Source organism: Dehalococcoidia bacterium, from assembly GCA_035574915.1.
Classification (GTDB): Bacteria; Chloroflexota; Dehalococcoidia; order DSTF01; family WHTK01; genus DATLYJ01.
The window spans coordinates 22,207-47,024 of sequence record DATLYJ010000087.1 but is presented as its reverse complement, the minus strand read 5'-3'; the positions used below and the strand labels follow the sequence as shown (position 1 = coordinate 47,024).

Here is a 24,818-nt window from a genome sequence, read left to right as displayed (position 1 = left end):
GCGGTGCCCGGCAGCGTGCCGGTGCGCAGGGGGCGGGCGGTCACGGCCTTGAAGTCGATGCCTTCGCGGGCCACGAGCTCCTGATCGATCTTGCCGCGGACGCCCACGTACAGGATGGTGACCGGCCAGCGCTGCATCAGGGCGCGCGCAACCGTCAGGGCCGGGTACACGTGGCCCCCTGTACCACCGCCGCAGAAGACCACCCTCATGCGGGGGCCACCGCCTTGGACTTTCCGGTGGCGGGACCGCGCTGCCGGCGATTCCGCTCGATGTAGGCCTGGTCCTTGCCGTAGCGCGACACGCTCAGCAGGACGCCGATGGCGGCCATGTTCACGATCAGGGCGGAGCCACCGTAGCTGATGAAGGGCAGCGGAATGCCGGTGAGCGGGATGGAGCGCGTAACGCCGCCGATGTTCACGAGCGCCTGGAAGGCGATCCAGGCGACGATGCCCAACGCGAGGTAGGCGCCGAAGTCGTCGCGGGCGTTGAGCGCCACGCGGAACCCCCTGTAGCAGAGATATGCGAAGAGCGAGATGACCATCATGGCGCCGATGAAGCCAGCCTCTTCCCCGATTATCGCGAAGATGCCGTCCGTATGCGCGCCGGGGATGTAGAAGAACTTCTGGCGGCTGACGCCTAGCCCCAGCCCGTGCACACCGCCGCTGCCCAGCGCGATCAGCAGCTGTATGACCTGGAAGCCGAGGCCGGAGGGGTCGTCCTCTGCGGCGACGAACGAGAGGATGCGGTCGAATCGGTAGCTGTGGGCGAACACGAGGACCGTCGCCGTCACTCCGCCGATACCCAGCAGGGCGAACAGGTGCGTAATCGAGGCGCCGGCGATGAAGAAGAGCGTCACAGTCGTCAAGATGACGATCGTCGCGGTGCCGGTGTCAGGCTCGAGAATGATCAGCGCCGCCACAACGCCGACCATGAAGATGAAGGGCACGAAGCCAAGGGCGAAGGTCTTCACCTGGCTGCCGCGCGAAGCCAGCCAGGCCGAGATGTAGACGATGATGGCCAGCTTGGCGAATTCGCTCGGCTGGAACGGGGGAAGCGAGCCGAGGGATATCCAGCGGCGGGCCCCATAGTTGTCGTCACCGACGACGAGGACGGCGGCGAGACTCAGGACCGCGACCAGCATCAGCGCCGGGCTGGCAAGGCGCAGCCTGTGGTAGTCGATGCGCATCAGCGCGAGCATGAGCGCAAGGCCCACCAGCGCGGCGAAGGTCTGACGCACGATGAAGTAGTTGATGTCGCCGAACGCGGAGAGGGCCACGGCGAAGCTGGCGCTGTAGACGAATACGAGGCCGACCACGACCAGCGCCAGGGAGGTCACGAAGATGGCCCGGTCCGGCTTGCCGGGCCTGAGGCGGCTGGTCTGCGTTACCTTCACGGCCGCACCCCCGGCGCCGCCAGCGCCCCGACCAGCTCGCGGAAGTGCTCGCCGCGGCGCTCAAAGTTCGGGTAGGCATCGAAGCTCGTGCAGGCGGGTGACAGGAGGACGACGTCTCCGGCCCTGGCGTAGCGGCGGGCCGCCTCGACCGCTTCGGGGAGTTGCCCGACGCGCTCTACGGGCCTGCCGTGTCCCTCCACCGCGGCAGCCAGGATGTCGCGCGCTTCGCCGAAGCAGACGATGGCCCGGCAACGGACTGCCGCGACGCTAGCCAGCTCCTCCAGGGGGAGATGCTTCTCGCGGCCTCCCAACAGCAGGACAACCGGCTCCTCGAAGGAACGCAGCGCCGCGAGCGTACGTTCCGGCGTCGTGGCGATGCTGTCGTTGTAGTAGCGGACGCCGTCGACCTCCGCCACGAACTCGATGCGGTGAGGTGGCGCGCGGAAGGAGCGGACGGCGTCGACGATCGGCCCGGACTCGATGCCGCAGGCCGCGGCGAACGCGGCCGCGGCGGCGACGTTTGCGACGTTGTGGCGGCCGCGCAGCAGGATGCTTTCGACTGGGAACAGGCGCTCGATGACGCCATTGCGGCGCAACATCAGCGTGCCGTCCGAGACGAAGGCGCCTTCGCCGCGATGGTCGGCTTCGATCCCGAAGAGGACCTGACGCGAAGGGCAGCGGCGCCGCAGATCGGCCGAGACAGGGTCTTCGGCGTTGAAGACGCAGGTGTCGTCCGGGCCCTGGAAGGAGAAGATGCGGCTCTTGAGCTCGACGTACTCCTCCCAGGTGAACTGGTCCAGGTGGTTCGGCGTGACGTTGAGGAGAGCGGCAATGTCCGGACTACGACGGACGAGCGTGAGTTGGCTGTGGCTGATCTCAAGGACGGCCCAGCGCCGGGCGCCTTCCTGGCCGGCTGCCCCGGCACCTTCCGGGAGCCGTCCTCCCTCGCCTGGTGGTAAGGAGTCGAGCAGCGACAGAAGGCCCACGCCAATGTTGCCTCCTAGGCTGTGCGGCACGCCGGCTGCTGTGAAGATCGCGTCTACGAGCGAAGTGGTGGTGGTCTTGCCCGAACTGCCGGTGATACCGGCGATTGGTCCGGGCCACCAGCGCATGAAGAGGCTGGTCATCGACTCGACGGGCGTGCCAGCGGCCCTGGCGGCCTGGACAGCCGGGTTCGAGAGGGGAACACCCTGAGAGACGCAGACGAGGTCGGCGCCGGCGACATCGGCCGGGTCGTTACGGCCGAGGGCGAGCCGGGCGCCAAGGCGCTCCAGGGCCTCGACGCGCGCCCCGAGAGCCTCGCGAGTCTTGGCGTCGCTCGCCGTGACCGTGGCGCCGCGGGCCGCGAAAAAGCGCACCATGTCCTCGCCCTCGATGCCGAGGCCGATCACCGTAACCTTCTTGCCGCGCCAGTCGCCGACCGTCATGTCACTCCGCCAGCGCCAGGGCGATGCCGGCCAGGGCGCCAGCCGCGCCGACGAGCCAGAACCGCGTGACGACCTGAGTCTCTGCCCAGCCAGAGAGCTGGAAGTGGTAGTGAATCGGGGCCATCTTGAAGACGCGCTTGCCTCCCGTCCGCTTGAAGTAGGCAATCTGGATGACGTCCGAGAGGCCCTCGGCGACGAAGATGACGCCGATCACTGGCATCAGGAGCCACCAGCCGGTCATGAAAGCAACGACCACCCAGCCGACGGCCAGCGCCTGCGCCCCGACCTCCCCCATGATCACCGTAGCCGGCGAGGCGTTGTACCAGAGGTAGCCGGCGCAGGCCCCGGTGACGGCCAGCGCGAAGGCGCCCAGTGCTTCCTGGCCCTGGCTCAAAGCGATGACGGCGTAGGCCAGGAAGGCAAAGATGCTGACACCCGCCATCAGGCCGTCCATTCCATCAGTCGGCAGGGCGCCGCTTACGGCTACGACGAAGACGGCGACGACGACAGGGATGTACAGCAGGCCAAGGCTGTAGCTATCGCCGATGAAGGCCGGGAGCACGGCGTGCTGGAGGTCCAGCTGATAGTAGAGGACGAGCGCGGCCGCAAGGCCGATACCGACCAGTACGCCCCATTTCACCAGCCAGAGCCAGCGTTCGTGTCCTGTCACACGTTGCCGGCCTACAAGCGTCTGGGCATCGTCGGCCATGCCGGCGAGGGCGGCGACGGCCATCGCCGCCAGGGGCAGGAAGATGTCGCCGTCGCGGTCCAGGGCGATGAAGGCGCCGACCGGCAGGATTCCGGCGAGGAAGATGAAGCCGCCCATCGTCGGCTTGCCGGCGCGCTTCGCGTACTCGGCCGGCTCCTCGCCGGACTCGGCCTTGCCGATCTTGAGCAGGCGCAGGGCGGTCACGATCGGCCTGCCAGCGGCGAGGGAGATTGCCATTGCGGCCAGGGCGCAGGCGCAGGCATAGACCATCTACCCCACCAGCTCCGCTACGACGCTCTCGAGCGCCATCCCGTGCGATGCTTTGACCAGGACTACGTCGCCCTCCCGCGCCTCGCGGGCGAGGGCGGCCGCGGCCTCCTCCTTCGAGTCGAAGTGCCGGACGCAGGGGGCGCCGGCCTCGCGGGCGGCGGCGCCGATCATCTCGGCGCGAGTGCCCACGGTGTACAGCACCTGCGCCACCTCGGCCGCGCGGCGGCCGACGGCGCGGTGGCTATCGGCCTCCGCGGCCCCCAGCTCCAACATGTCGCCAAGCAGGGCTATGTGGCGTCCCTTAGTCTCCGCGAGCACCGCGAGGGCGGCGAACATCGAGGCCGGGCTGGCGTTGTAGCAGTCGTCCAGCACCAGCGCGCCCGAGCGCGCGCGCTTCACTTGCAGGCGCGCCGGCACCCGGGCCTCGCGCAGGGCCTTCACGGCTTGCTCGAGCGACATGCCGTCGGCGAAGGCGACGGCGAGCGCCGCGAGCGCGTTCGGGACGAGGTCGGCCCCGGGAAGCGGCGAGTGTGCCTGGAGCGTGCGCCCGAACGCTGACACCTCGAAGTCGACGCCATCGAGGCCGCGGCTGCGGACATTCGTGCCGCGGATGGCCGCGCCCGGCGTCAGGCCGAAGGTCATGACCCGCGCCTTCGTCTTCGCGCGCATCGCTTCCACGAGCGGGTCGTCGTGGTTGAGGATGGCGTTGCCGGTCCAGGGAAGGTCCTGGACGGCCTCCGATTTCGCCCGCGCGATTGCCTCGATGCTCCCGAGCCGCTCGAGATGCACCGGGCCGACATTCATCACGACGCCGATATCCGGCTTCACGATCTCGCAGAGCCGGCGGATCTCGCCTTCGGCGAACATCCCGACCTCGATCACGGCGCGGTCGTGGCGGCTCTCGAGCTGGAGCAGCGTCATGGAGACGCCGACCTCGTCGTTGAAGTTGGCCGGGCTCTTGAGGACGTCGTGCTCGCTCCTGAGGACGGCCGCGATCAGTTCTTTCGTGGTCGTCTTGCCCACGCTGCCTGTGACCACGACCGCGCGGAGGAGAAAGCGGGAGCGCCAGTAGCGCGCGATCTCGCCGAGGGCCGTCTGAGTGTTGCGCACGAGGAATACGGACACGCTGGCGGGCGCCTCGACGGTGCGGGAGACGACGAGCCCGGCGGCCCCGGCCTCGACCGCGTGAGCGACGAAGTCGTGGCCGTCGCGGGTCTCGGTCTTGAGGGCGACGAAGAGCTCGCCCGGCCGGACCTTGCGGGAGTCGTTGTTTACGCCGCTGAAGACGCGCGCCGCGCCGCGCCGCTCGCTGAGCAGCTCTGGTCCCAGGGCTCGGCGGAGCTCTGCCGCGGTCAGCATGCCGGTCAAGGGGCCGTCCGCACGGCGGGGCCCGTGCTGGGCGGGACGTTGAGGTAGGCGAGGATTTGAGGCGCCAGCTTGCCGAAGACCGGCGCGGCGACAATGCCGCCGAGAGGGTCATCCTGGGGCTGGTCGATCTTGACGAGCATGATGAAAGCCGGGTCCTCTACCGGGGCGAAGCCGACGAACGAGGCAATGGTCGAGTCGAGGGCGTAGCCGGTGGGAATCGAGACGAGCGTCGTGCCGGTCTTGCCGCCGACCCGGTAGCCGCGGATGCGGGCCTTGTGCACGGGGTTGCCGTCGACAACCTCGTTCAGCATCGAGACCATTGTCCTGGAAGCAGCCTCCGAGATCGCCTGCCTGACGATAACAGGTTCGTAAATGCGGCGCCCCTCGCTCGAGTCTACCTCCTGGATAACGTATGGCCGCATGAGCTTGCCGCCATTGATCACGGCGGCGATGGCGGTGATGACCTGGAGCGGCGTCGCCGCCATGCCCTGGCCGTAGCTGTTCGTTGCGAGGTCAGAGGGGTACCAACCGCTGTCTTTGTTGGTGCGGAGCAGGCCGGTCGCCTCGCCGCCGAGCCCGGAGTACGTGGACTCGCCGAAGCCGAAGCGCTTGAGGTAGGCGTAGAGGTTGTTGGCCCCGAGGAGGTCGCTGAGCCAGATAGCCCCCGTATTGAGGCTCTTCTGGAGCAGTTCGACCATGGTCTGGGTGCCGTTGGCGCTGAAGTCCCAGTTCTTGAAGGTGTAGCCGCCCTTCGTGACCGTGCCGCTGTCGTAATAGGTCGTGCCGGGGGTAACCAGGCCCATGTCGATGGCCGCGGCCATGGTGATTGTCTTGATCACGGAGCCGGGCTCGTACAGGTCAGTCACCGCCCGGTTACGGAAGAGGTCTAGCGGCGGCTCTCCCTCAAGGCTGAGCTGCGAGAGCCGGAAGCTCGGCCGGCTGGCCATGGCGAGGATGGCGCCGGTCTTCGGGTCCATGACGATGATCGAGCCGCCGCTGGCCTGGTGGTCCTTGATCTGCTTGTCGAGCTCGACCTCCACCAGGCGCTGGATGTAGCGGTCGATGGTGAGGCGGACGTCGGCGCCGGGGCGGCCGGCCTCGACGCGGCTTTCGCCGAAGGCGATCGGGCGGCCTATGCTGTCGCGCTCGAAGTAGATGGCGCCGGGCGTGCCGCTGAGGATGTCGTCGAGGTCTGCTTCCAGCCCGGCGAGCCCGGAATGGTCACGGCCCAGGAAGCCGATGAGGCTGGAGGCGATGTCGCCCTCTGGGTAATAGCGCTTGGTCGCGGCAACCACGGAGATGCCCGGAAGCGCCAGGTCCTGGATCGCTCGCCCTACCTCGAAGTCGATGCCGTCGGCGAGGAGGCCCACGGGGCCCTCGGAGGTGTCCAGGAGCCTCGCCAGGAGCGCCGGTTCGGGCTTGCCCAGCAGGGGCGCAAGGGCTGACGCGGCGCGGCGGGGGCGGTCGGGGGCGTCGTCACGCCAGGCGCGCCGGTCGACGTAGACGTCGAAAGCGTCGATCGTCGTGGCCAGCGGAAACCCGTTCCGGTCCAGGATCGCGCCGCGGCTGGAGCGGACGAGCTGCTTGTGGAAGTGCTCGGCCTGGGCCTCGACAGTGTAGCGGTCGTGGTGGACGATCTGAATGAAGGCGAGGCGAACGACGAGCGCTGCGGTGGCAAGCGTGAGGAAGCCTACGAGCGCGGCGAAGCGCCAGGTGAACCTGCTGCCGTTACCCTTCGGCACGATCCCTCCCACCGAGCAATCGGGAGCGCGGGCCAGGGACAGGGCTAGCTGCGCCCGGGCGCGGCCTGACCTGCTCCTTGCCCTCGCGTAATCGTCCGTCGTCGAATCATCGCAGCGGCAGGGCTTGCAGGATCTTCTCCCACCAGGCCCTGTTGTCCTCTGTTGGTCGGGTGGCGTCGGTGACAGGGCGCGGCAGGAGCGGCCCTGCCGGGGCCGGTACGCCGACCTCGATGTAGGTGATGTTGGTCGCCCGCACCATGCCCAGACGTTCGCGCGCCGCGCGCTCGGTGCGGTCGAGCGAGGCGAGGGCCGCGATCTCGGCCTCGAGATCGTGGACTCGAGCCCGGGCGTCGGTCCGCGCAGCCTCCAGCTGCTGGATGGTGGCGCCGGTGTTGGCGAAGGTCCCGGACTGGAAGACCTGGAGAAGCGCTATAGCCACCGCGGTGGTGACCGCGGTGGCTATAGCGCGACGGGGCGTCCAGGTCCCTTCGCGGGGAAGGGCAGCAACGGGTGGAGCGAGGCGGTCGAGCGTCGCCATGATTCAGGCGGCCGCCGGCAGCCGCTCCGCGACCCGGAGCTTCGCGCTACGGGCGCGCGGGTTGCGGGCCACTTCCTCCGGGGAGGGAGTGACCGCGCCCCTGGTCACGGGCCGCAAAGTCGCCTTGTGGCCGCAGGTGCAGACCGGCTGCCGGGGCGGGCAAATGCAGTCCCGTGACTCGCGCGCAATGAACTGCTTGACGATGCGGTCCTCAAGCGAGTGGTAACTGATGACCACAAGCCGGGATCCAAAGCCGAGCAGGCCGAGGGCCCGAGGCAACGCGTCGCTCAGGGTGGCTAGCTCCTGGTTGACGGCGATGCGGAGGGCCTGGAAAGTCCTGGTGGCGGGGTGGGTTTGACTTCCAGGCCTCCGGCCCACGGCCTGCTCGACGGCTTTGGCTAGATCGGTTGTCGTCTGCAAGGGACGACGCTGGACGATGGCTCGGGCGATACGCCGGCTCTCCTTCTCCTCGCCGAAACGCCAGATCAAGTCTGACAGTTCGGCTTCTGACGCCTCGTTCACCCAGTAGGAAGCGGTAGTCTCCTGGTCCGGCGAGAAGCGCATGTCCAGGGGCCCTTCGCGCATGAAGCTGAACCCCCTGGAGGCGCTCGCGAGTTGGATGGAAGAGAGCCCAAGGTCGAAAAGGATGCCGTTCACAGGCACGAAGCTGCGTTCGCGGCAGACAGTGTCGACATCGCGGAAGTTGGCGTGCACCAGCGCTACGGACGACCCGAAGTGCGATAGCCGGCGCCGCGCGCGGTCAAGAGCGTCGGCGTCGGCGTCGATGCCCAGGACGGAGCCGCCGGGAGCCGAGGCGAAAAGGATCGCTTCGGCGTGGCCGCCGCCGTCCACGGTGCAGTCCACGTAGCGGCCGCCGGGCACGACGTTGAGGCCGGCGAGGACCTCGCGCAGCATGACGGGCTCATGGGCGACGGCTTCTTCGGTAGCCATCATTCCGATTCGAGCGCCTCCAGTTCCGCTTCCTCCGCCGCGCGCGCCTCCTCGTAGGCGGCCTGGTCCCAGATCTCGACTCCGTCGCCGATGCCAATGACCACGACGTCGCCGTCGAGGCCCGCCCATCGGCGGAGCTGCGTTGGTATGAGCACGCGGCCCTGCCGGTCGAGCTGGGCGTCGAAGGCGCCGCTGAAGAAGCTGCGCCGCATCAGCCGGCCGAGACGCCGGGTCACCGGCTCCGCCATGTAGAGGTCTGCCTTCTCCTGAAACCCCGAGAGGGGGTAGATGCGCACGCACTTGTCCGGCGAGCCCTGAGTCAGGATCACGCCGCTCAGGAAGGCATCGCGGAAACGGGGTGGGATCGGGACCCGGCCCCGCTCGTCCATTGAGTAAGGGTATGTGCCGAGAAACAGCATTGACCCCGTTGCCCCACGGGAATGACTTGAGCCCCACTCCCGCCTCACAGTTGCCCACTAGCTCCCACACTCTACCACTGATTACCACGCTGTCAATACATAATCACCATTTGTTTACACATTTCTGCAACCCGCCCGCCGGCCCTGCAGGACTTGGAGCCAAGATGTCTCAGGGCCGCACCGCATCGCTTAAGATGCGAGCGTGGCCATCAGCGCGGCGGTGATCACGGTCAGCGACAAGGGAGCGCGCGGCGAGCGTGTCGATACGGCCGGGCCCGCGGTCGCCGAGATATTGAGCCGGCAGGGCATCGAGGTCCGCCAGACCGCTCTTGTCCCGGACGAGCGCGACGAGATCGCGGAACTGCTCGAGACCCTGGCAGACGGCGGCGAGGACCTGATCGTGACCACCGGCGGCACCGGCCTGGCGCCGCGGGACGTGACACCGGAGGCCACGCTGGACGTCATCGACCGGCAGGTACCCGGCATGGCAGAGCTCATGCGGGAGGTGGGGCGGCGCAGCACGCCCACGGCGGCGCTGTCGCGGGGCGTCGTGGGGACCCGTGGGAAGACGCTCATCGTGAACCTGCCGGGAAGCGAGAAGGGGGCGCGCGAGAGCCTGGAGGCCATTGTCGGCCTGATCCCCCACGCGGTCGAACTCCTGCGCGGCGAGGGTGGCGAGCAGCATCCTCGAGCCTGACCGCGCGGCCAACCGACTCAGAACCGTAATCCTGGTAAGCGCCCCGTAAGGAGCGCGCCCTAACGTCGTCCCTCGAAAGGAGGGATGACATGTCCCGAACAGGAGACCGGACCGCACTCGCCCTGGGCGCTGGCGCCGTCCTGGCGCTGGTCCTGGCGACGACCGTGGAGGCGGCGCCGCCGCCGATGGGCACTCTGTGGTACGAGAACCAGATGGTCCGCACGCTGGTGCCGCCCTCGGCCATGCCTAAGGAGGGCACCGACCCGCTGTACATGGTGCCCGGCGTCGGCGGCGTCGCGGGCGTTGCCCCGGGCGGCGCGGGCTACCACGGCGGCCGCTGGAAGGTCTACGTGGCCGGCAACGTGGACGCTGGCGACATCGCTGCGTACGGGGGGCTGAACAGCGCCACGGAGGTGCTGCAAGCGGCCGCGGACGGCGCGATCACGCTGACGCGCCAGCCGTCGCTGGACTTCCTCTGCCCCATCCAGCCGTAGCTCCGGAGACGCGGCCCGGCCGGGCGGGACGCCCGTCAGGTCCCGCCGGCCGCACTCCGGACGCGGCCTGCTCTGAGAGCCGGGAGGCGCAGTCGGAGGCCAGGCCTGCGCTGACGCGCGGGCCTGGCCGGCGCGCGTGCTGCGCCGGGCCGAGAAGCAGGCGCCTTGTTTCGGTTGTACCTACCGATGGCCCCACCTAGAATGCGAAGCGAGCGGTTCCAAAAGTCCATTCCTCCTCTCCCCGAGGGCGAGAGGGACGGGGGTGACGGTTGCGAAGCGAGAGCCTGCCGATCATCTCTACCAGCGTCGAAGAGGACCTGGAGAAGAACATCCTCCTCGCGTCGGTAGACAATGTCCTCAACTGGGCGCGCTCGTCCTCGCTGTGGCCGGCGATGTTCGGGCTTGCCTGCTGCGCGATCGAGATGATAGCAACGGCCACCTCGCGCTACGACATCGCCCGCTTCGGCGCGGAGATCTTCCGCGCCTCGCCGCGGCAGGCGGACCTCATGATCGTCGCGGGCACCGTGACCTGGAAGATGGCGCCGTCCGTGCGCCGCGTCTGGCTGCAGATGCCGGAGCCGAAGTGGGCTATCGCGTTCGGGGGTTGTGCCACAATGGGCGGGCCTTTCGCTTTCGGCTACAGCACGCTCCCCGGCGTCAATCTCATCATCCCGGTGGACGTCTACGTACCCGGCTGCCCGCCGAGACCGGAGTCGTTGCTCACGGGGCTCATGCTGCTTCAGGACAAGATCAAGGCTTCCGACAAGGGACGGCTGCCGCGGACGGAGCCGACGGGCGACTTCTCGCAGTTCCTCCCGCCCGGCGACCCGGTCCGCCTGGAGCTCGAGTCGCTGTTCCCGCCTTTCGCGGGCACGGTAGACCGCCGGCTGCTGGAGTGCCACTACTGCCACAAGAGCTTCACATCGACCGACCTCGCGGACCCGGACTGGGCCTGCCCGACGCCCATTCCCGAGCGGGGCCACGAAGGCCGCTGCTACTTCAGGCCCTGAGGCAGCCGTCGTCAGCCGGCTTCCGGCGTGCGGCCGGGGGCCGTGGCAACATATCCCCTCAGAGGTATGGCTGAACCCGCGGCTCCCGACCACATCCACAAGGGCCGGTGCGCCCTGGGGCCGTTTCTTCGTCTTTGCTGCCGCCGGCAGCAGCGGGGGCGCCTGAAGGCGGTCGACGGGCCGCGGCAGCGCCTCGCGGCCTGCGCGTGAGTCGCCCGTCGCAAGGACGTTTCCTTAAGCTCGGCGCCGTGGCGTCCCTGGTTTCGCGGTTGTCGCGGCGTAACTACGTAGTGCTCCCGGGGCTGGTGCTGCTCGCCTTCGGGCTCCGCCTCTGGTTCTCGGAGTGGGCGCAGCCGGTGCCTCCGCCCTTCTCCGACGCCGAGTATTACGACGCCACTGCCCGCAGCCTGGCACGAGGCGACGGTTACAGAGTCCTCTTCACCGACCAGGGCTTCCGACCCGGCGGCGAGGCGACGGCGTTCTACCCGCCCGGCTACTCCTTCTTCCTCGCCGCGGGCTACGCCTTCTTCGGCGAGGGCATCGGGTTGGCGCGGGGCCTGAACGCCGCCGCGGGCGCGCTGACCGTCGTGCCGGTGTACTGGCTGGGCCGGCGCTTCGGGGGGACGGCGGCAGGGCTCGCCGCAGGCGTCCTGGTGGCGCTGTCGCCGAGCCTGATCGCCTGGACGCCGGTGCTGCTGTCGGAGACCTGGTTCACGTTCTTGTTCGCCCTGGCCCTCGCTTTCCTTCCATGGGGCCCCGGCGGGACGGAGGCCGGGAGCCCGGGGCGCCTGCTCGGAGCCGGGGTCGTGGTCGGGTTGGCGGCACTGGCGCGGGGGCAGGCGCTGCTGCTCTTGCCCGCCTGGTCCCTGCTGCTCCTCTGGCAGGGCCGCGGCTCGAGGCTCGCCGCCCGGAGCACCGCGCTGCTCACCCTCGGGGCCGCGGCGGTGCTCGCGCCCTGGGCGGCGAGGAGCAGCCTTGCCCTGGACTCGCCGGTGCTGCTCTCGACGAACTTCGGCTACAACCTGCGCGTCGGCCATGCGCCTTACGCGAGCGGCCGCTACGAGACGCCGCATGACCTCTGGTCAGAGCAGGCGCCCGACTTCCAGGCGCTCGAGGTCCTGTTCAACGACGAAGGCCGGCAGCGGGCGCTGGATTACGCGCTCTCGCATCCGGCGCGGGAGGCCGAGCTGGCGGCCCGCAAGGTCGTCGCCCTGTGGCGGCCGGATACGGACGCGCTTACCTGGGTCGATAGCTACGGCCTAACGCCGCTGCCTGACGGGGCCCGGGTTCCACTGAAAGCGCTCATCGTCGCGGGATACATAACGCTGCTCGCACTCGCGGCCTTCGGGCTCGCCCGGTGCGCACCGGACTATCGGCGCTTCGCCTTCGTGTTCCTCGCCCTGTGGGCTCTCGCGCACATCGTCTTCTTCGGCGAGCCCCGCTACCACCTTCCCCTGCTGGCGCTTCTGGCGCCAGCGGCTGGCCGCGCCGTCATCTTGCTGCAGCGCCGGGCCAGCCGCCTCCTCCAGTCCGGCGCCCCGTGATCCAGGCCGGGCCCTGTCGCCGGCCTTGCCGGCCGCGCCGCGACCGAAGGCCTGCCCTCGTCAGGACGGCGGCGTCAGTACTTGAAGAGCACCTTGCCGGCGATCTCCTCCCTGCGCGCCGGGCCCAGTTGACGGCTGTCGGTGCTCTCGGCGGGGTTGTCGCCGAGGAGCCAGTACTCGCCGGGGCCGAGCCGGCGTCGGCCGCTTCCGGCCTCGACCTCATCGCCGGGCACGAAGGCGATGCGTTTCAGGTGCGGGCTGGCGTCGCCGGCCCGTTGCACGACGACGACGTCGCCGCGCGCCGGCGCAGAGCGCAGGTAGGCGAGCTTGTTCACGAGCACGCGGTCGCCAGGCTGGAACTCCGGCTCCATGCTGCGTCCTTCGACGACCATTCGCCGGGTAGACAGCAGTAGCGCGATGGCGCCGATGGCGCCGAGCCCGAGCAGGGCTGCCAGTGCGGGGACGAGGCGCTTCATGGAGGGAGCGCCTGCAGGGGCAGGCACCGGGCCTGCCCCTACGTGCGCGCGACTGTCCCTTCGCTGGCGTTAGTTCGCGGGGTAGACGAACTCGCCGCCCGCGGTCTGGTTCGAGGGGCCGCGGCGGGTGGGGACGTTCTTGGTCGCCCAGAAGATCTCGGCGATCTCGTTGACGGCGTTCAGGAGGTCGTTGGCCGCCTGCTCGTCGATGCTCTGCTTGTTGCGAGAGGCGAGCTTGTTGGCCATCCAGAACTTCGTGTGCAGGTCCGGGTACTTCTCCAGGTGCTCCGGCCGGAAGTAGTCGTGCCAGAGGATGTCGAGTTCCTTCTTGCAGAGCTCGGCGTGCGACTCCTTGGTCTGGGTGTAACGCGCAATCTGCATCGCGGCCAGGTCGGCGTTCGACCTGTCGAGGGCCTTGATGAGCTGGTTCATGCGCAGGACCGTGAGGGCGGCCACCTGGGCGGCGTGGGGGTCGTAGATGCCGCAGGGGATGTCGCAGTGGGCCGAGACCCTCTCGGGCGGCGAGAGGCGGTCGAGGGCGCGGAGCATAGGACTGAGCAGGTTCATATCTCCTCCCGAAAGAATGGTGCTACCGGGGCCAAATGACGAAGGCGGGGACGAGCGGCAGCGCTCGCGGCTCTTAATATAGCGCCGCGCCTGCCTCTGTGCCACGCGTACCCACGGCCAGCGGCGTCTTGCAGCCCGCAGCGGCGGCCTCTTCGCCAGCGGTCTGGGGTCGCGCCCACGGCCGGGCCAGGGCATATATACTCCCTCCATGCTGGAAATCCGGCCCGCCCGCCTGGAGGAGATGGGTGAGTTCGTGCGGACGGTCTCGACTGCCCTCGCCCTCGACCCTTCCCGGCCGATCGAAGGCCTTCTGCCCGAGTGGACGCTGTGCGCCTTCGAGGACGGCAGGCTGGCGACGACCTACGGCGCCTGGCCGCTGACCATGCGCTTCAATGGCAACGCCGTCCCCGTCGCGGGAGTGACCTGCGTCTCGACCAACCCGATCTACCGGCGCCGCGGCTACCTGCGGCGGATCATGGAGACGGACTTCGTCCGGCTGAAGGAGGCGAAGCAGCAGCCCTGGGCCCTCCTCTACGCCTCCCAGGCTGCGATCTACCAGCGCTTCGGCTACGGCATCGTCTCCACCCACTACAGCTACCGCGTAGAGCCCCGCTACCTTCAGTTCGCGACTGGCTTCGAAACCAGGGGCAGCTTCCGCGAGGTCTCGAAGGACGAGGAGTTCGGCCTTCTGGTCGACCTCTACCGGCGCTTCCGGGAAGAGCGCACCGGCTACGTGCACCGTGGCCGGGCGATGTGGGAGGCGAACGTGCTGGCGCCGCCGCCGCCGGGGCATACGCGGACCATCGTGGTCTACGAGGAAGGAGGCGAGGCGCGCGGCTATCTGGTCTACAGTAGCGGCGAAGGCCGCTACGAAGGTCCGGGGCCGGGCCAGGAGGTGAGGATCGCTGACCTGGTATGGCTGGACATTGGCTGTTATCGCGCCATCTGGCAGTACCTTTCGCGGATGGAGCTGGCGCGCGAAGTCATCTGGCCGGCCGTGCCTGCCGACGACCCGCTGCCGCACCTGCTGCTTGAGCCGCGCATGCTGCGCGCATCGTGGCGCGACGGGCTGCTCGCGCGGGTCATCGACGTGCCAGCGGCCCTGATGTCGCGCCCTTACCCCGAGAAGGCCGTCTTGCGCTTCGAAGTCGCCGATGCGATGGCGCCCTGGAACGAGGGCGTCTGGGAGATGGTCACCGGCCCGGAGGCCGAAGTGCGCCCGTTGACCGCCAGCGCCTCACACCCCGGCGCGCCGACGCTGACCAGGGCGCCGGATGTCACGATGGACGTCAACACGCTAGCGATGCTCGCGTTCAATCAGATCACGGCTACCGAGGCCGCGCGCATGGGCCGCCTTGAGGTCCACGACGCAGCGGCGCTGCCGCGCTGGGACGCCGCCCTGCGCACGAAGTACCGGCCCTTCTGCGCCGATAACTTCTAGCCCCGCGGGCAGGCGTCCAGGAGAACCCTTGCGGCCGTCGATGCCTCAGACCGCCCGCGAGCCGACTTTGTCGGGATGCGTCTGACCGGAGCTTGCCCTAGAGCGCCGTGATCGGGATGAGGGCGTCGTCGCCGGCGTAAGGCGCGACTTCCTGGCCCTCCATTTCGGCGATCACGCGGTTGCCCTCCTCGATGAGGGCGGTCAGGAAGTCAGGCTCGTCCACGGTGCGGATGACCTGGCCCTTGCGGAAGATGACGCCGCGGCCCTTGCCGCCGGCGATGCCGATGTCCGCCATCTTCGCCTCGCCGGGGCCGTTCACGACGCAGCCCATAACGGCGACGGTAATCGGCTTGCCCAGCTTCACGAAGTGCTCTTCGACCTTGTGGGCGAGCGGTATCAGCTCGATCTCGATGCGGCCGCAGGTCGGGCAGGCGACCAGCGTGGGTCCATGACGGCGCAGGTTGAGGCTGTTGAGGATGTCCCAGCATACGGGGATCTCCTCTTTCGGGTCGGCCGCGAGCGACACGCGGATCGTGTCGCCGATGCCTTCCGAGAGGAGGATGCCGATACCGATGGCGCTGCGCACCGAGCCGGCGCGGGGCGTCCCCGCTTCCGTCACGCCGAGGTGCAGCGGATAAGGGATCATGGGCGCCAGCGTGCGGTAGGCCTCGACCATCGTGGGCACGTCGAAGGCCTTCATGCTGATCTTGATGTTGTCGTAGTCCATCTCCTCGAGGATCTTGATCTCCCAGAGGGCGGCCTCGACCATGCGTTCGACGATGGTCGGCGGCATCTCGCCGTCTGCCAGGGCGCGGATTGGCGGCAGGCTGCCGGCGTTGACGCCGATACGGATCGGGATGCCGCGCTCCTTCGCCTCTTTGACCACCATGCGCACCTTCTCGGGGTCGCGGATGTTGCCGGGGTTCAGGCGCAGGCCGTGGAAGCCGGCGCGGATCGCGGCGAGAGCCCAGCGGTAATCGAAATGGATGTCGGCGATGAGGGGCACCGGGGTCTGGCGCACGATTTCAGGAAGCGCCTCGGCCGCCTCCTTGTCGGGGACGGCGACGCGGACGATCTCGCAGCCCAACTCGGCGAGCTCGTGGATCTGGCGGACGGTGCTCGCGACGTCGGCGGTGTCGGTGCTGCACATCGACTGCACGACGATCGGGGCGTCGCCGCCGACGGCGACATCACCGACGTAAATCTTCTTCGACTTGCGGCGCGGCGCGGGAATCATGCCTGAGCCTTTCGTGGCCTGTGGACGGGCCGGGCATCCTTGCCCTTCACTTTACCTGACCGCGGCCTACCTGAAGATGCTGTCTCCGCGGACGATCCTCGCGATGTCAAAGTAGCTGAGCACGACGACCAGGATCAACATCGCGGCGAAGCCGACGAGGTGGATGAGCGCTTCCTTCGCGGGCGCGATGCGCCGGCCACGGCGCATGACCTCGATGAGCACGAAGGCCATGCGCCCGCCATCGAGCATGGGAAGGGGCAGGATGTTGAGGATGGCCAGGTTCACGCTGAGCAGGGCGGCGAAGTCCACGAGGCTCTTCCAGCCGGCCTGTTCCACCACCTCCCCGGTGGTCTGGGCAATCCCTATGGGGCCGGACACTGCCGGAGTCGAGGCGCCTTTGATCCAGGCGATGACCTCGTTGCGCGCCAGCTTCAGGGAGTCGAACGTCTGGCGGACCCCGAGGCGCAGCGCGGAGAGCGGGTCCTCTGACCGCGTCTCCGTAAACGGGTACTGGGGGCCAATGCGGATGCCGGTGGCGCCCTGCTGGAACTTCAGCTCGGTACCGGGCTTGAGGGCGTTCTGGTCAGGCAGGCCGGCGGCAAGCGCCACCTGGTCCTCGCTCACGCGCAGGGTGCGCGCTATGAAGTCGACGGTCTCGTCCTCCCGGGGCGTGTAGCGGATGGTCTCACCTGCGTCCTGGATCACCAGCTCCTTGCCAGCTGGCACGATGAAGTCAATGCCGGCGGCCGTGCGCACGGAGAAGCGGTCGAAGCCGGTCGCCGAGGCGACCTTGTCTACGGTGTCGCCGGGCTGGACGGTGTAGACGAAGGGCGGCGGCGCCCAGCGCGGCTTGACCCAGGCCGTGTAAGTGGTGCTTTCACCGGTCAGGGGGTCCGTGCGCTTGACCTGTATCGGGATGCGCTCGCCCAGGTGGAGACGAATGTTGTAGCTGGCCTCGGGCGTGCTCTTCACGTCCCGGCCATCGATCTTCTCGATTATGTCTCCGACCTTGAGGCCGGCCTCGGCCGCGGGCGAGCCGGGCACGACCTGCGAGATCTGCGCCCGCCCGGCCGGCAATTCACGCGGGATCATCAACGCGACGGTGAAGAGGGCCACGGCGAGGAGGAAGTTCATGAAGGAACCGGAGACCATCACGATAAGCCGCTTCCAGGCGGGTTGGGCGGCCAGGCTGTGCGGGTCGCTCGGGTCCTCTTCGCCGAGGAGGCGGACGAAGCCGCCCAGGGGGAGGATGTTGATGGTGTACTCCGTGTCGCGGAACTTGAAGCCCCAGAGGCGCGGAGGGTAACCGATGCCGAACTCGAGCACCTTCACGCCTGAAAGCTTCGCCGTAACGAAGTGCCCCAGCTCGTGCACGACGACGAGGAAGACCAGGATGGCGACGAAGGGCAGGACGCTTTCGAGGATGACGTTCATTCTGCTTTCAGCATTTCAGCATTTCTGCCGTCCGGCAAACTCACTTGCGGGAGGCAATCCACCGCCGCGCGAAGCGCCTCGCGGCCGCGTCGGCCTCGAGGACCTCTTCGAGGCAGGGGACGGCGACCGGAGTATGCCTTTCTAGAGTATCGGCAAGCAGCCTGGGGATATCGACGAAGGGGAGGCGCTCGTCCAGGAAGGCCTCCACTGCCTCCTCATCGGCGGCCGCAAGCGCGGCAGGCGCGGTCCCGCCTTGCCGTCCCGCGGCCAGGGCCAGGCCCAGACAGGGGTAGCGCTCCATGTCAGCTTCGGCGAAGGTCAGTGAGCCGAGGCGCGCGAGGTCGAGCCGCGGCAGGTCGAGGGACAGGCGCTCCGGGTACGTGAGCGCGTACTGGATCGGCAGGCGCATGTCGGGCATGGAGAGCTGCGCCATGAGCGAACCGTCATTCATCTCGACCAGCGAGTGCACGATGCTCTCGCGGTGCATGAGGACGTCGATGCGCTCGAATGGGATGCCGAAAAGCCAGTGGGCCTCGATCACCTCGAGGCCCTTGTTGAACAGCGTCGCCGAGTCGATGGTAATGCGACGGCCCATCAGCCAGGTTGGGTGCTCGAGCGCCCGTGCAGGCGTGACGGCTTGCAGTTCGTCCGGGGCCAGGTCTCGCAGGGCGCCGCCGGAAGCGGTGATGATGAGACGGCGCACGGCGGCGCGGTCGTGGCCGGCGAGGCATTGCCAGATGGCGCTGTGCTCGCTGTCGACCGGGCGGACCTCGCCGCCACCCTTTGCGGCCGCAGCGGACACGAGATGCCCGGCCATGACCATCGCTTCCTTGTTCGCCAGGGCGACCGGCTTGCCGGCCGAGAGGGCGGCGAGTGTGGGCTGGAGGCCTTCGGCGCCAACGATCGCGGAGACGACGATGTCCGCTTCCGGGGCCGCGGCCATGGCGCTCAATGACACACGTTCGGGAGGCTTGATGCTCCCGGGCAGCGCCTCGAGGTGCGCGCGGAGGGCGTCGCCATCGGCACAGCAGACCATGGCGGGCCGAAACTCGGCCACCTGCCGGGCGAGCGCTTCGGTGTTTTTGCCGGCGGCGAGGCCGACTACCTGGAAGCGGTCGGGGTGCGCGCGGATGACGTCGAGGGTCTGGCGGCCTATCGACCCGGTCGAGCCGAGGACGGCTACCCGGCTCGGCTTCAGAGGACCAACCATCTCAAGTACCAGTATACGGTCGGGGCGGCGAACAGCAGGCTGTCGAGGCGGTCGAGGACGCCGCCGTGGCCTGGCACCAGGCCGCTGCTGTCTTTGACGCCCAGGCCCCGCTTGATCGCGGACTCGGCCAGGTCGCCGATGAGTGCGGCGGCCGGCACCAGCAGTCCCAACGCGACGACGTGCACGGTGTCGGCGTCGAGGCCGAAGGCTTGCATGAGACCGGCTACGGCGGCGAACCCGGCGATCTGGCCGCCAGCCGCGCCCTCCCAGGTCTTGCCCGGGCTGACGTGCGGCGCCAGCTTGCGGCGGCCCAGTGGCCGCCCGACGAAATAGGCGCCTGTATCGCCGATCCAGACCGCGAGCAGGGTGACCAGGACCCAGTCGCGGCCGTCCGGGGCCTCACGCAGGAGGACGAAGTGCGCCGCCAGCCAGCCGATATAGACGACAGGAGCTACTGCCCAGAGCCAGTCGATGACCTGCTCCCGCGGGTCGCGAGTCAGGGCGATGGCGGCAGCAGGGACGAGCGCAACGAGCGCCAGCGCCCAGGGCAGGTCCTCAAAGCCGAGCTTTGCCGCCACCACTAGCAGGGCTGCCAGCGCGGCAGCGGCCAAGGATACAGGGTTGAGCAGGTGGCGCCTGGAGGCCTGGACCTCCAGCACCGCGACGGCCGCGGCGACCGCTACGACCGCGGCGAACCACCAGCCCCCGGCCCAGACGGCGCCGATGATCAGGGGGATGCCGGCGGCAGCCGTGAGGACGCGCTGAGCGAGGTTGGGGAGGCGGAAGAGGCCGGCCCGCCCGGAAGACCGCGGCATCGCCGTCTCAGTCATGCCCTGCTCCGCGAAGCCGAAGGCGAATGTGGCGGGACTTCGCGGCGGGAAGCTCCGCGGAGGCCCGTGAGTGGAGGGGACGCCCGCAAGCGGCCGCCACCGGTTGCTTCGCCCGGGCGGGCTCGCAGCGGCGGGATGTGGGCGACATGGCGGTGGTTCAGGTCTTGGCGTGGAGGCCGTTGCGGGCGGCCTTCGACGCCTTCACGGGCTTCAGGCCGCCGAAGCGGCGCTCCCGCGAGGCGTAGGCGGCCAGGGCCCGGTCGATCTCGGCTTCGTCGAAGTCCGGCCAGTAGGTGGGCGTCGAGTAGTACTCCGCGTAGGCGGCCTGCCAGAGGAGGAAATTCGATAGGCGCATCTCACCCGCCGTGCGGATGATCAGGTCCGGGTCAGGGATGCCCCTGGTGTCGAGGTGAGCGGCGATGACGTCCTCGGTGATCTCGGAGGCGGGGATGCCTTCCCGCACGATGCGGCGCGCCGCCTCCACGATCTCGGCGCGGCCGCCGTAGTTGAAGGCCAGGCAGACGGTCATGCGCTTGTTGTCTTTGGTGAGCTCGATGGCGTCGCATATCTTCCTCTGCAAGTCCGCGGAGAGCGGAGCGAGCGAGCCGATGTGCAAGAGCCGGACGCCGTTTTCATGCAGCGCCCCGAGTTCACGCTGCAGGACACGGCTGAGGAGTCGGATAAGCGTGCTGACTTCGCGGCGGGGCCGGGCCCAGTTCTCGGTCGAGAACGCATAGAGGGTGAGGTATTCGATACCGCGCTCGGCGAAAGCCTCGATGAGGCGGCGGATGTTCTCGGTGCCAGCGCGATGCCCGGCCTGCCGGGAGAGGCCACGTTCCGCGGCCCAGCGCCCGTTTCCGTCCATGATGATGGCGACGTGGCGCGGGAGCGGCCGTGGCGGCTGCACTGCGGTGGAGGCGGCCGTAGGGGCGGCTTTGGGTGATGCTGTCGCTACCAAGGTCCGTCCATGAGGGTCGACTTGGGCGCGTTGCCGGCGCAGGCAGACGAGCCGCGGCGGGAGGTCGTTTTGCAGGTCAAGGCGTTCGCTAGACCTCCATCAGCTCGGCCTCTTTGGCCTTGCCTCGCTGATCGATCTCGGCAATGTACTTGTCGGTGAGCTTCTGGAGCTGATCCTGCGCCTTCCGCTGGTCATCCTCCGAGGCTTCTTTGTCATGGACCATACGCCGCACCTTCTCCACGGCGTCGCGACGGACGTTGCGCACCGCAACGCGGCCCTCTTCGACGCGGGCGTGGACGACCTTGATCAGCTCTTTGCGGCGCTGCTCCGTGAGGGGTGGGATGGGGAGGCGGATCATGACGCCGTCGTTCGAGGGCGTGAGGCCCAGGTCCGACTTCTGGATCGCCTTTTCGATGGCGCTTAGGGCGCTGCGGTCCCAGGGCTGGATGGTGAGGAGACGGGGCTCCGGCGCCGCGACCGTGGCCATTTGGTTCAGGGGCGTTTGCGTGCCGTAGTAATCGACCCGGATGTGATCGACGAGGCCCACGTGGGCATGGCCGGTGCGAATGGCGGTCAGCTCGCGCTGAAGCGCTTCGACCGACTTCTTCATCCGGTCTTCGGCATCCCTGATGACATCCTGGATCATGGCCGAACCTCAAGTCCGGGCGCCGCTGGAGGCGGAGACGCCGCGCTCCTTCCCAGCCGCGCCTGCCCGCCTACTCTCCAATCTCGAAGCGAGCGAAGCGGCGCACCTGGATGTTCTCTCCTGTCTTACCGATCGCCTCGTTCACCAGGTCGCGGATCGTCCTGGACGGGTCGCGGATGAAGGGCTGGAGCATCAGCACGGCCTCGGTCGGCAGGCCTTCGAAGCCCTCGGGCAGGTCCTCTTCGTGGACAACGATGGGGTTCTGCGCCGCGATCTGCATGGCGATATCGTGGGCCAGTTTCCGGAACTCGTCCGTCCGGGCGACGAAGTCGGTCTCGCAGTTAACTTCGACGATGACGCCGATACGGCCGCCGGCGTGGATGTAGCTCTCGACCAGCCCCTGGGCGGTAACGCGGTGCGCCTTCTTGCTGGCGGAAGCCATACCCCACTCGGCGAGCAGCTTCTCCGCCTTTTCCATGTCGCCGCCGGACTGCTCCAGCGCGCGCTTGCAGTCCATCACCCCGGCGCTGGTGCGCTCGCGGAGCTGCTTGATCTTCTCCATCGATACGTCAGGCATCAGGCGGTCTCCGTTTCGGCTTCCAGGGCCGCCTCGGAGGGCTCGCCCGGTGTCGGTTCATCGGGGGAGGCGGAGTAGCTGCGCTGGCCCTCGGCGAACTCGAACTCCTCGCCTTCGGCGCCGAACTCGCGCCGCTGCATGCCTTCGAGCACGGCGTCGGCGATGCGGGCGGTGATGAGGCGGATGGCGCGAATGGCGTCATCGTTCGAGGGGATGGGGTAGTCGATGAGCTCCGGGTTGCAGTTCGTGTCGGTCATCGCGACGATGGGGATGCCGACGCGGTTCGCCTCGGAGACGGCGATGTACTCCATGCTGGGGTCGACGATGTAGAGCGCCGCCGGGAGCTTCGTCATCTCCTTGATGCCGCCAAAGTGGCGGTTCAGGCGCATGATCTCTTCTTCGATCTTGAGGATGTCCTTCTTGGACATGCGCGCGAACTCGCCGCGCTCGCTCGCGTCTTCGAGGCGCACGAGGTGGTCGATGCGGCCCTGAATGGTGGTGAAGTTGGTCAGGGTGCCGCCGAGCCAGCGACTGTTCACGTATGGCATGCCGCAGCGGGTGGCCTCGGCCTGGATGGTCTCCTGGGCTTGCTTCTTTGTGCCGACGAAGAGCACGGTGCCGCCGTTGGCCACGAGGTCGCTTATGAACTCGCTCGCCTCTTCGAGACGGCGCACCGTTTGCTGCAGGTCAATGATGTGGATGCCGTTGCGCTGGGTGAAGATGAAGGGCTTCATGCGCGGGTCCCAGCGCCTGGTCTGGTGGCCGAAGTGTGCGCCCGCTTCCAGCAGGGCTTTCATGCTAACAGTCGTGCGTGTGCTCGTGGTCACCCTCTACCGTGTCCTCCTTGCGTTCAGACCGCCGCTCATTGCCCCGGCCCCGCGCGGCGCACCGGGCGGCTGACCGAAGCTGACTTTCAATCGAAGCGCTGAATGGGAATAGCGCGCGATTACGGGAGAAAAGTATAGCAGGCAGCGCGAGCGAGCACAGGGCACGAGCGCAGGGCACGCAGACGGCACCACGACAAGAAAATGGAAGCCTCACTCCTGCAGCCCGTGGACCCGCTCGAAGCGAGCGCCGGCTGGCCAGTGCCACTCCTTCGTCCTGTCCTGCCCCTCTCTGATCTCCTTCGTCGGCCCTCTCATCGCTGCTCTTTGCGCCTAGCGCCGCTAAAATGCGGCAGCGAGGAGGGCAACATGACTGACGCAGCGGCGGGGCGCGTGACTTTCGAGATGGACGTCGTTTTCGGGACGGGCGGAGGGCGCGAGCTGCGGCTGGACATCTACCGGCCGCCGGAGGGCATGTCGAACCGGGCGGGCATCCTGCTCATCCACGGCGGTGGCTGGAGCGGCGGCGACCGCACGCAGCTACGCGGCTTCGGCATTCTCCTGGGACGCGTGGGCTACACGCTGGTATCTACCGAGTACCGGCTCTCCGGCGAGGCGAAGTGGCCGGCTCAACTCCACGACGTGAAGGCGGCGCTGCGCTGGATGCGGGCCAACGCCGGCCGGCTCGGCATCGACCCCGACAAGATAGCCGTCTCGGGCAACTCGGCCGGCGGGCACCTGTCGCTGATGGTCGCGGCGACGGCCAACATGCCACAGTTCGACGGCGAGGGCGGCACTCCGGGCGTGAGCACGGAGGTGGGGGCCTGCGTCGCCATCTACCCGCCAACGGCCCTTATCCGGCGCTACGAACGCCAGGGCGTTGCGGGCGCGGTTTCAGCCCTGATGGGCCCGGACGCCTCGGACGAGGACTATCGGGCCGCAAACCCCCTGACCTACGCGCGCGCCGACTTCCCGCCGACGATGCTGGTGCACGGCAACAAGGACACGACGGTGCCTGTCGGCGACAGCTTCAAGATGTATGAGGCGCTGACCCAGGCAGGCGCTCTGGCAGAACTGCACGTCTTCGGCGGACAACCGCACGCCTTCGACGCGGCGCCGGACTACGGCCGCCAGACGGCGGCGCTCATCGACCTGTTCCTGCGCCGCCACCTGCTCGGCGTGGTCCCGGCGGGGACGGCAGCCGCCGCGGCGGGCGGGAACGGGCGGCGAGGGTAGCCCTTGGCCCTGCGCGCCGTCCTCTTCGACCTCGACGGCACGCTGTGGGGCGATGCCCCGGGGTGGAAGGGGGACGAGGCCGACTTCGCGCGCCTGACGGAACTGGAGGCGCGACGGCTGGCGCCGGTTTTCAGCGAGGCCGGGGTGCGGTTGGACCCCCTAGCGGTCAGCAGCGAGTTCTGGTCCTTCGCCCGCCGTCGGGAGGGGGAAGAGGCGGCCTCCCTGGGCGCGCCCAACGGGCCGGGCCTCCTCGCCGAGTTCCTGGCCGCGAAGGGCACGAGGCTGGAGGCGCCGTGGCTGCTCGCGGCCTGGGAGGCGCTGGACGTACCGGCCCGCGAGTACGGGCGGGCGCTGTTCCCGGACACCGCAGCGACGCTGGAGCGGCTAGGCCAGCGCGGGTTGGCGATGGCGGTCGTTTCGAACCGGCTCAACGGGGCAGGGGCGCTGAGCGCGGACTTCGAGGAACTGGGAATCCGCCAGCACTTCCAGGCCATCGTTTGCAGTTCGCAGGTCGGCCGGCGCAAGCCTCACGCAGCCGTCTTCGAGCGCGCCCTCAAGGACCTCGGCGTTTCGGCCACGGAAGCAGTCATGGTCGGCGACTCCTTCGAGAACGACGTCAGGGGCGCGCGAGCCCTGGGCATGACGGCGGTGCTGAAGCTCAACGGGCGAGAGCCGACGGCCGAGGAGAGCCACGAGGCGGATCACCTGATCCAGGACCTTTCGGAACTCCTGGAGCTTCCATTCCTGCGTTGAGCTGCAGGGCTCGCGCAGGCTCACGCGTCCTCCCAGGCGAGGCCCGCCGGCTGACAGGCAGAGGGAG

General features: G+C 68.6%; 25 protein-coding genes and 1 pseudogene. 7 read left to right on the top strand and 19 right to left on the bottom strand.

What is annotated here, in order from left to right; all coding sequences use genetic code 11:
• The 9 genes from VNN10_08315 to mraZ all read right to left on the bottom strand — a co-directional run.
• The coding region (locus VNN10_08315; GenBank protein HXH22019.1) for a glycosyltransferase at nt 1-209 on the bottom strand (209 nt) is incomplete at its 3' end.
• Nucleotides 206-1,393, bottom strand: a complete 1,188-nt coding sequence (ftsW, locus tag VNN10_08310) for a putative lipid II flippase FtsW (protein HXH22018.1) — start codon at nt 1,391-1,393, stop codon at nt 206-208. The genes ftsW and VNN10_08315, both read right to left, overlap by 4 nt.
• A complete protein-coding gene (murD, locus tag VNN10_08305; protein HXH22017.1) occupies nt 1,390-2,820 on the bottom strand; it encodes a UDP-N-acetylmuramoyl-L-alanine--D-glutamate ligase in 1,431 nt (476 codons plus the stop codon). The genes ftsW and murD overlap by 4 nt, the downstream gene beginning before the upstream one ends.
• Before the next feature lies 1 nt (nt 2,821).
• Nucleotides 2,822-3,799 carry a phospho-N-acetylmuramoyl-pentapeptide-transferase gene (locus tag VNN10_08300; protein ID HXH22016.1) on the bottom strand — a complete coding sequence of 326 codons (978 nt, stop codon included), beginning with the start codon at nt 3,797-3,799 and terminating at the stop codon, nt 2,822-2,824.
• Complete coding sequence (gene murF / locus VNN10_08295; GenBank protein ID HXH22015.1) at nt 3,800-5,158, bottom strand: UDP-N-acetylmuramoyl-tripeptide--D-alanyl-D-alanine ligase; 1,359 nt, start codon at nt 5,156-5,158, stop codon at nt 3,800-3,802.
• Nucleotides 5,159-5,163: 5 nt separating this feature from the next.
• Nucleotides 5,164-6,909, bottom strand: coding sequence for a penicillin-binding protein 2 (locus VNN10_08290; protein HXH22014.1), 1,746 nt, complete (start codon nt 6,907-6,909; stop codon nt 5,164-5,166).
• A gap of 106 nt (nt 6,910-7,015) precedes the next feature.
• Nucleotides 7,016-7,447: a septum formation initiator family protein gene (locus tag VNN10_08285; protein HXH22013.1), complete on the bottom strand. Its 432-nt coding sequence runs from the start codon at nt 7,445-7,447 to the stop codon at nt 7,016-7,018.
• A gap of 3 nt (nt 7,448-7,450) precedes the next feature.
• The gene (gene rsmH / locus VNN10_08280) at nt 7,451-8,398 is read right to left on the bottom strand and encodes a 16S rRNA (cytosine(1402)-N(4))-methyltransferase RsmH (protein HXH22012.1); all 948 of its coding nucleotides are present in this window, start codon (nt 8,396-8,398) and stop codon (nt 7,451-7,453) included.
• Nucleotides 8,398-8,817 carry a division/cell wall cluster transcriptional repressor MraZ gene (gene mraZ, locus VNN10_08275; GenBank protein HXH22011.1) on the bottom strand — a complete coding sequence of 140 codons (420 nt, stop codon included), beginning with the start codon at nt 8,815-8,817 and terminating at the stop codon, nt 8,398-8,400. The genes rsmH and mraZ overlap by 1 nt, the downstream gene beginning before the upstream one ends.
• Before the next feature lie 202 nt (nt 8,818-9,019).
• Between mraZ and VNN10_08270 the strand changes: the two genes are divergently transcribed.
• The 4 genes and pseudogenes from VNN10_08270 (at nt 9,020) to VNN10_08255 (ending at nt 12,562) form a co-directional block, all read left to right on the top strand.
• Nucleotides 9,020-9,514, top strand: a complete 495-nt coding sequence (locus VNN10_08270) for a MogA/MoaB family molybdenum cofactor biosynthesis protein (GenBank protein HXH22010.1) — start codon at nt 9,020-9,022, stop codon at nt 9,512-9,514.
• Between the two features lie 89 nt (nt 9,515-9,603).
• Nucleotides 9,604-10,008, top strand: a complete 405-nt coding sequence (locus VNN10_08265; GenBank protein ID HXH22009.1) for a hypothetical protein — start codon at nt 9,604-9,606, stop codon at nt 10,006-10,008.
• A 284-nt stretch (nt 10,009-10,292) separates the two neighbouring features.
• Nucleotides 10,293-10,760, top strand: a pseudogene (locus VNN10_08260) (NADH-quinone oxidoreductase subunit B family protein).
• A 506-nt stretch (nt 10,761-11,266) separates the two neighbouring features.
• On the top strand, nt 11,267-12,562 hold the full coding sequence (locus VNN10_08255) for a glycosyltransferase family 39 protein (GenBank protein HXH22008.1): 1,296 nt from the start codon (nt 11,267-11,269) through the stop codon (nt 12,560-12,562).
• A 74-nt stretch (nt 12,563-12,636) separates the two neighbouring features.
• On the opposite strand, the gene lepB is transcribed toward VNN10_08255, so the two are convergent.
• Both lepB and sodN read right to left on the bottom strand, forming a co-directional pair.
• Entirely contained in the window at nt 12,637-13,038 is a 402-nt protein-coding gene (lepB, locus tag VNN10_08250; protein ID HXH22007.1) for a signal peptidase I, read from the bottom strand.
• 69 nt (nt 13,039-13,107) lie between these two features.
• Nucleotides 13,108-13,605, bottom strand: a complete 498-nt coding sequence (sodN, locus tag VNN10_08245) for a superoxide dismutase, Ni (GenBank protein ID HXH22006.1) — start codon at nt 13,603-13,605, stop codon at nt 13,108-13,110.
• Nucleotides 13,606-13,813: 208 nt separating this feature from the next.
• Here sodN and VNN10_08240 point away from each other — a divergent pair, with 208 nt between their 5' ends.
• Nucleotides 13,814-15,046 carry a GNAT family N-acetyltransferase gene (locus VNN10_08240; GenBank protein ID HXH22005.1) on the top strand — a complete coding sequence of 411 codons (1,233 nt, stop codon included), beginning with the start codon at nt 13,814-13,816 and terminating at the stop codon, nt 15,044-15,046.
• Nucleotides 15,047-15,143: 97 nt separating this feature from the next.
• On the opposite strand, the gene ispG is transcribed toward VNN10_08240, so the two are convergent.
• The 8 genes from ispG to rpsB all read right to left on the bottom strand — a co-directional run bounded on the left by ispG (nt 15,144) and on the right by rpsB (nt 22,735).
• Entirely contained in the window at nt 15,144-16,283 is a 1,140-nt protein-coding gene (ispG, locus tag VNN10_08235) for a flavodoxin-dependent (E)-4-hydroxy-3-methylbut-2-enyl-diphosphate synthase (GenBank protein ID HXH22004.1), read from the bottom strand.
• 66 nt (nt 16,284-16,349) lie between these two features.
• Nucleotides 16,350-17,717, bottom strand: a complete 1,368-nt coding sequence (locus tag VNN10_08230) for a M50 family metallopeptidase (protein ID HXH22003.1) — start codon at nt 17,715-17,717, stop codon at nt 16,350-16,352.
• A gap of 40 nt (nt 17,718-17,757) precedes the next feature.
• A complete protein-coding gene (locus VNN10_08225) occupies nt 17,758-18,927 on the bottom strand; it encodes a 1-deoxy-D-xylulose-5-phosphate reductoisomerase (protein HXH22002.1) in 1,170 nt (389 codons plus the stop codon).
• Nucleotides 18,912-19,757 carry a phosphatidate cytidylyltransferase gene (locus VNN10_08220; GenBank protein HXH22001.1) on the bottom strand — a complete coding sequence of 282 codons (846 nt, stop codon included), beginning with the start codon at nt 19,755-19,757 and terminating at the stop codon, nt 18,912-18,914. The genes VNN10_08225 and VNN10_08220 overlap by 16 nt, the downstream gene beginning before the upstream one ends.
• A gap of 157 nt (nt 19,758-19,914) precedes the next feature.
• Nucleotides 19,915-20,664, bottom strand: a complete 750-nt coding sequence (gene uppS, locus VNN10_08215; protein ID HXH22000.1) for a polyprenyl diphosphate synthase — start codon at nt 20,662-20,664, stop codon at nt 19,915-19,917.
• 139 nt (nt 20,665-20,803) lie between these two features.
• Nucleotides 20,804-21,361: a ribosome recycling factor gene (frr, locus tag VNN10_08210; protein ID HXH21999.1), complete on the bottom strand. Its 558-nt coding sequence runs from the start codon at nt 21,359-21,361 to the stop codon at nt 20,804-20,806.
• A 70-nt stretch (nt 21,362-21,431) separates the two neighbouring features.
• Complete coding sequence (tsf, locus tag VNN10_08205; protein ID HXH21998.1) at nt 21,432-21,938, bottom strand: translation elongation factor Ts; 507 nt, start codon at nt 21,936-21,938, stop codon at nt 21,432-21,434.
• Nucleotides 21,938-22,735 (bottom strand): 30S ribosomal protein S2, encoded by a 798-nt coding sequence (gene rpsB, locus VNN10_08200; protein ID HXH21997.1) that lies wholly within the window; start codon nt 22,733-22,735, stop codon nt 21,938-21,940. Before rpsB ends, tsf begins: the two co-directional genes overlap by 1 nt.
• A 396-nt stretch (nt 22,736-23,131) precedes the next feature.
• Here rpsB and VNN10_08195 point away from each other — a divergent pair, with 396 nt between their 5' ends.
• The gene (locus tag VNN10_08195; GenBank protein ID HXH21996.1) at nt 23,132-23,998 is read left to right on the top strand and encodes an alpha/beta hydrolase; all 867 of its coding nucleotides are present in this window, start codon (nt 23,132-23,134) and stop codon (nt 23,996-23,998) included.
• A gap of 3 nt (nt 23,999-24,001) precedes the next feature.
• The gene (locus VNN10_08190; GenBank protein ID HXH21995.1) at nt 24,002-24,751 is read left to right on the top strand and encodes an HAD family hydrolase; all 750 of its coding nucleotides are present in this window, start codon (nt 24,002-24,004) and stop codon (nt 24,749-24,751) included.
• Nucleotides 24,752-24,818 lie beyond the last annotated feature (67 nt).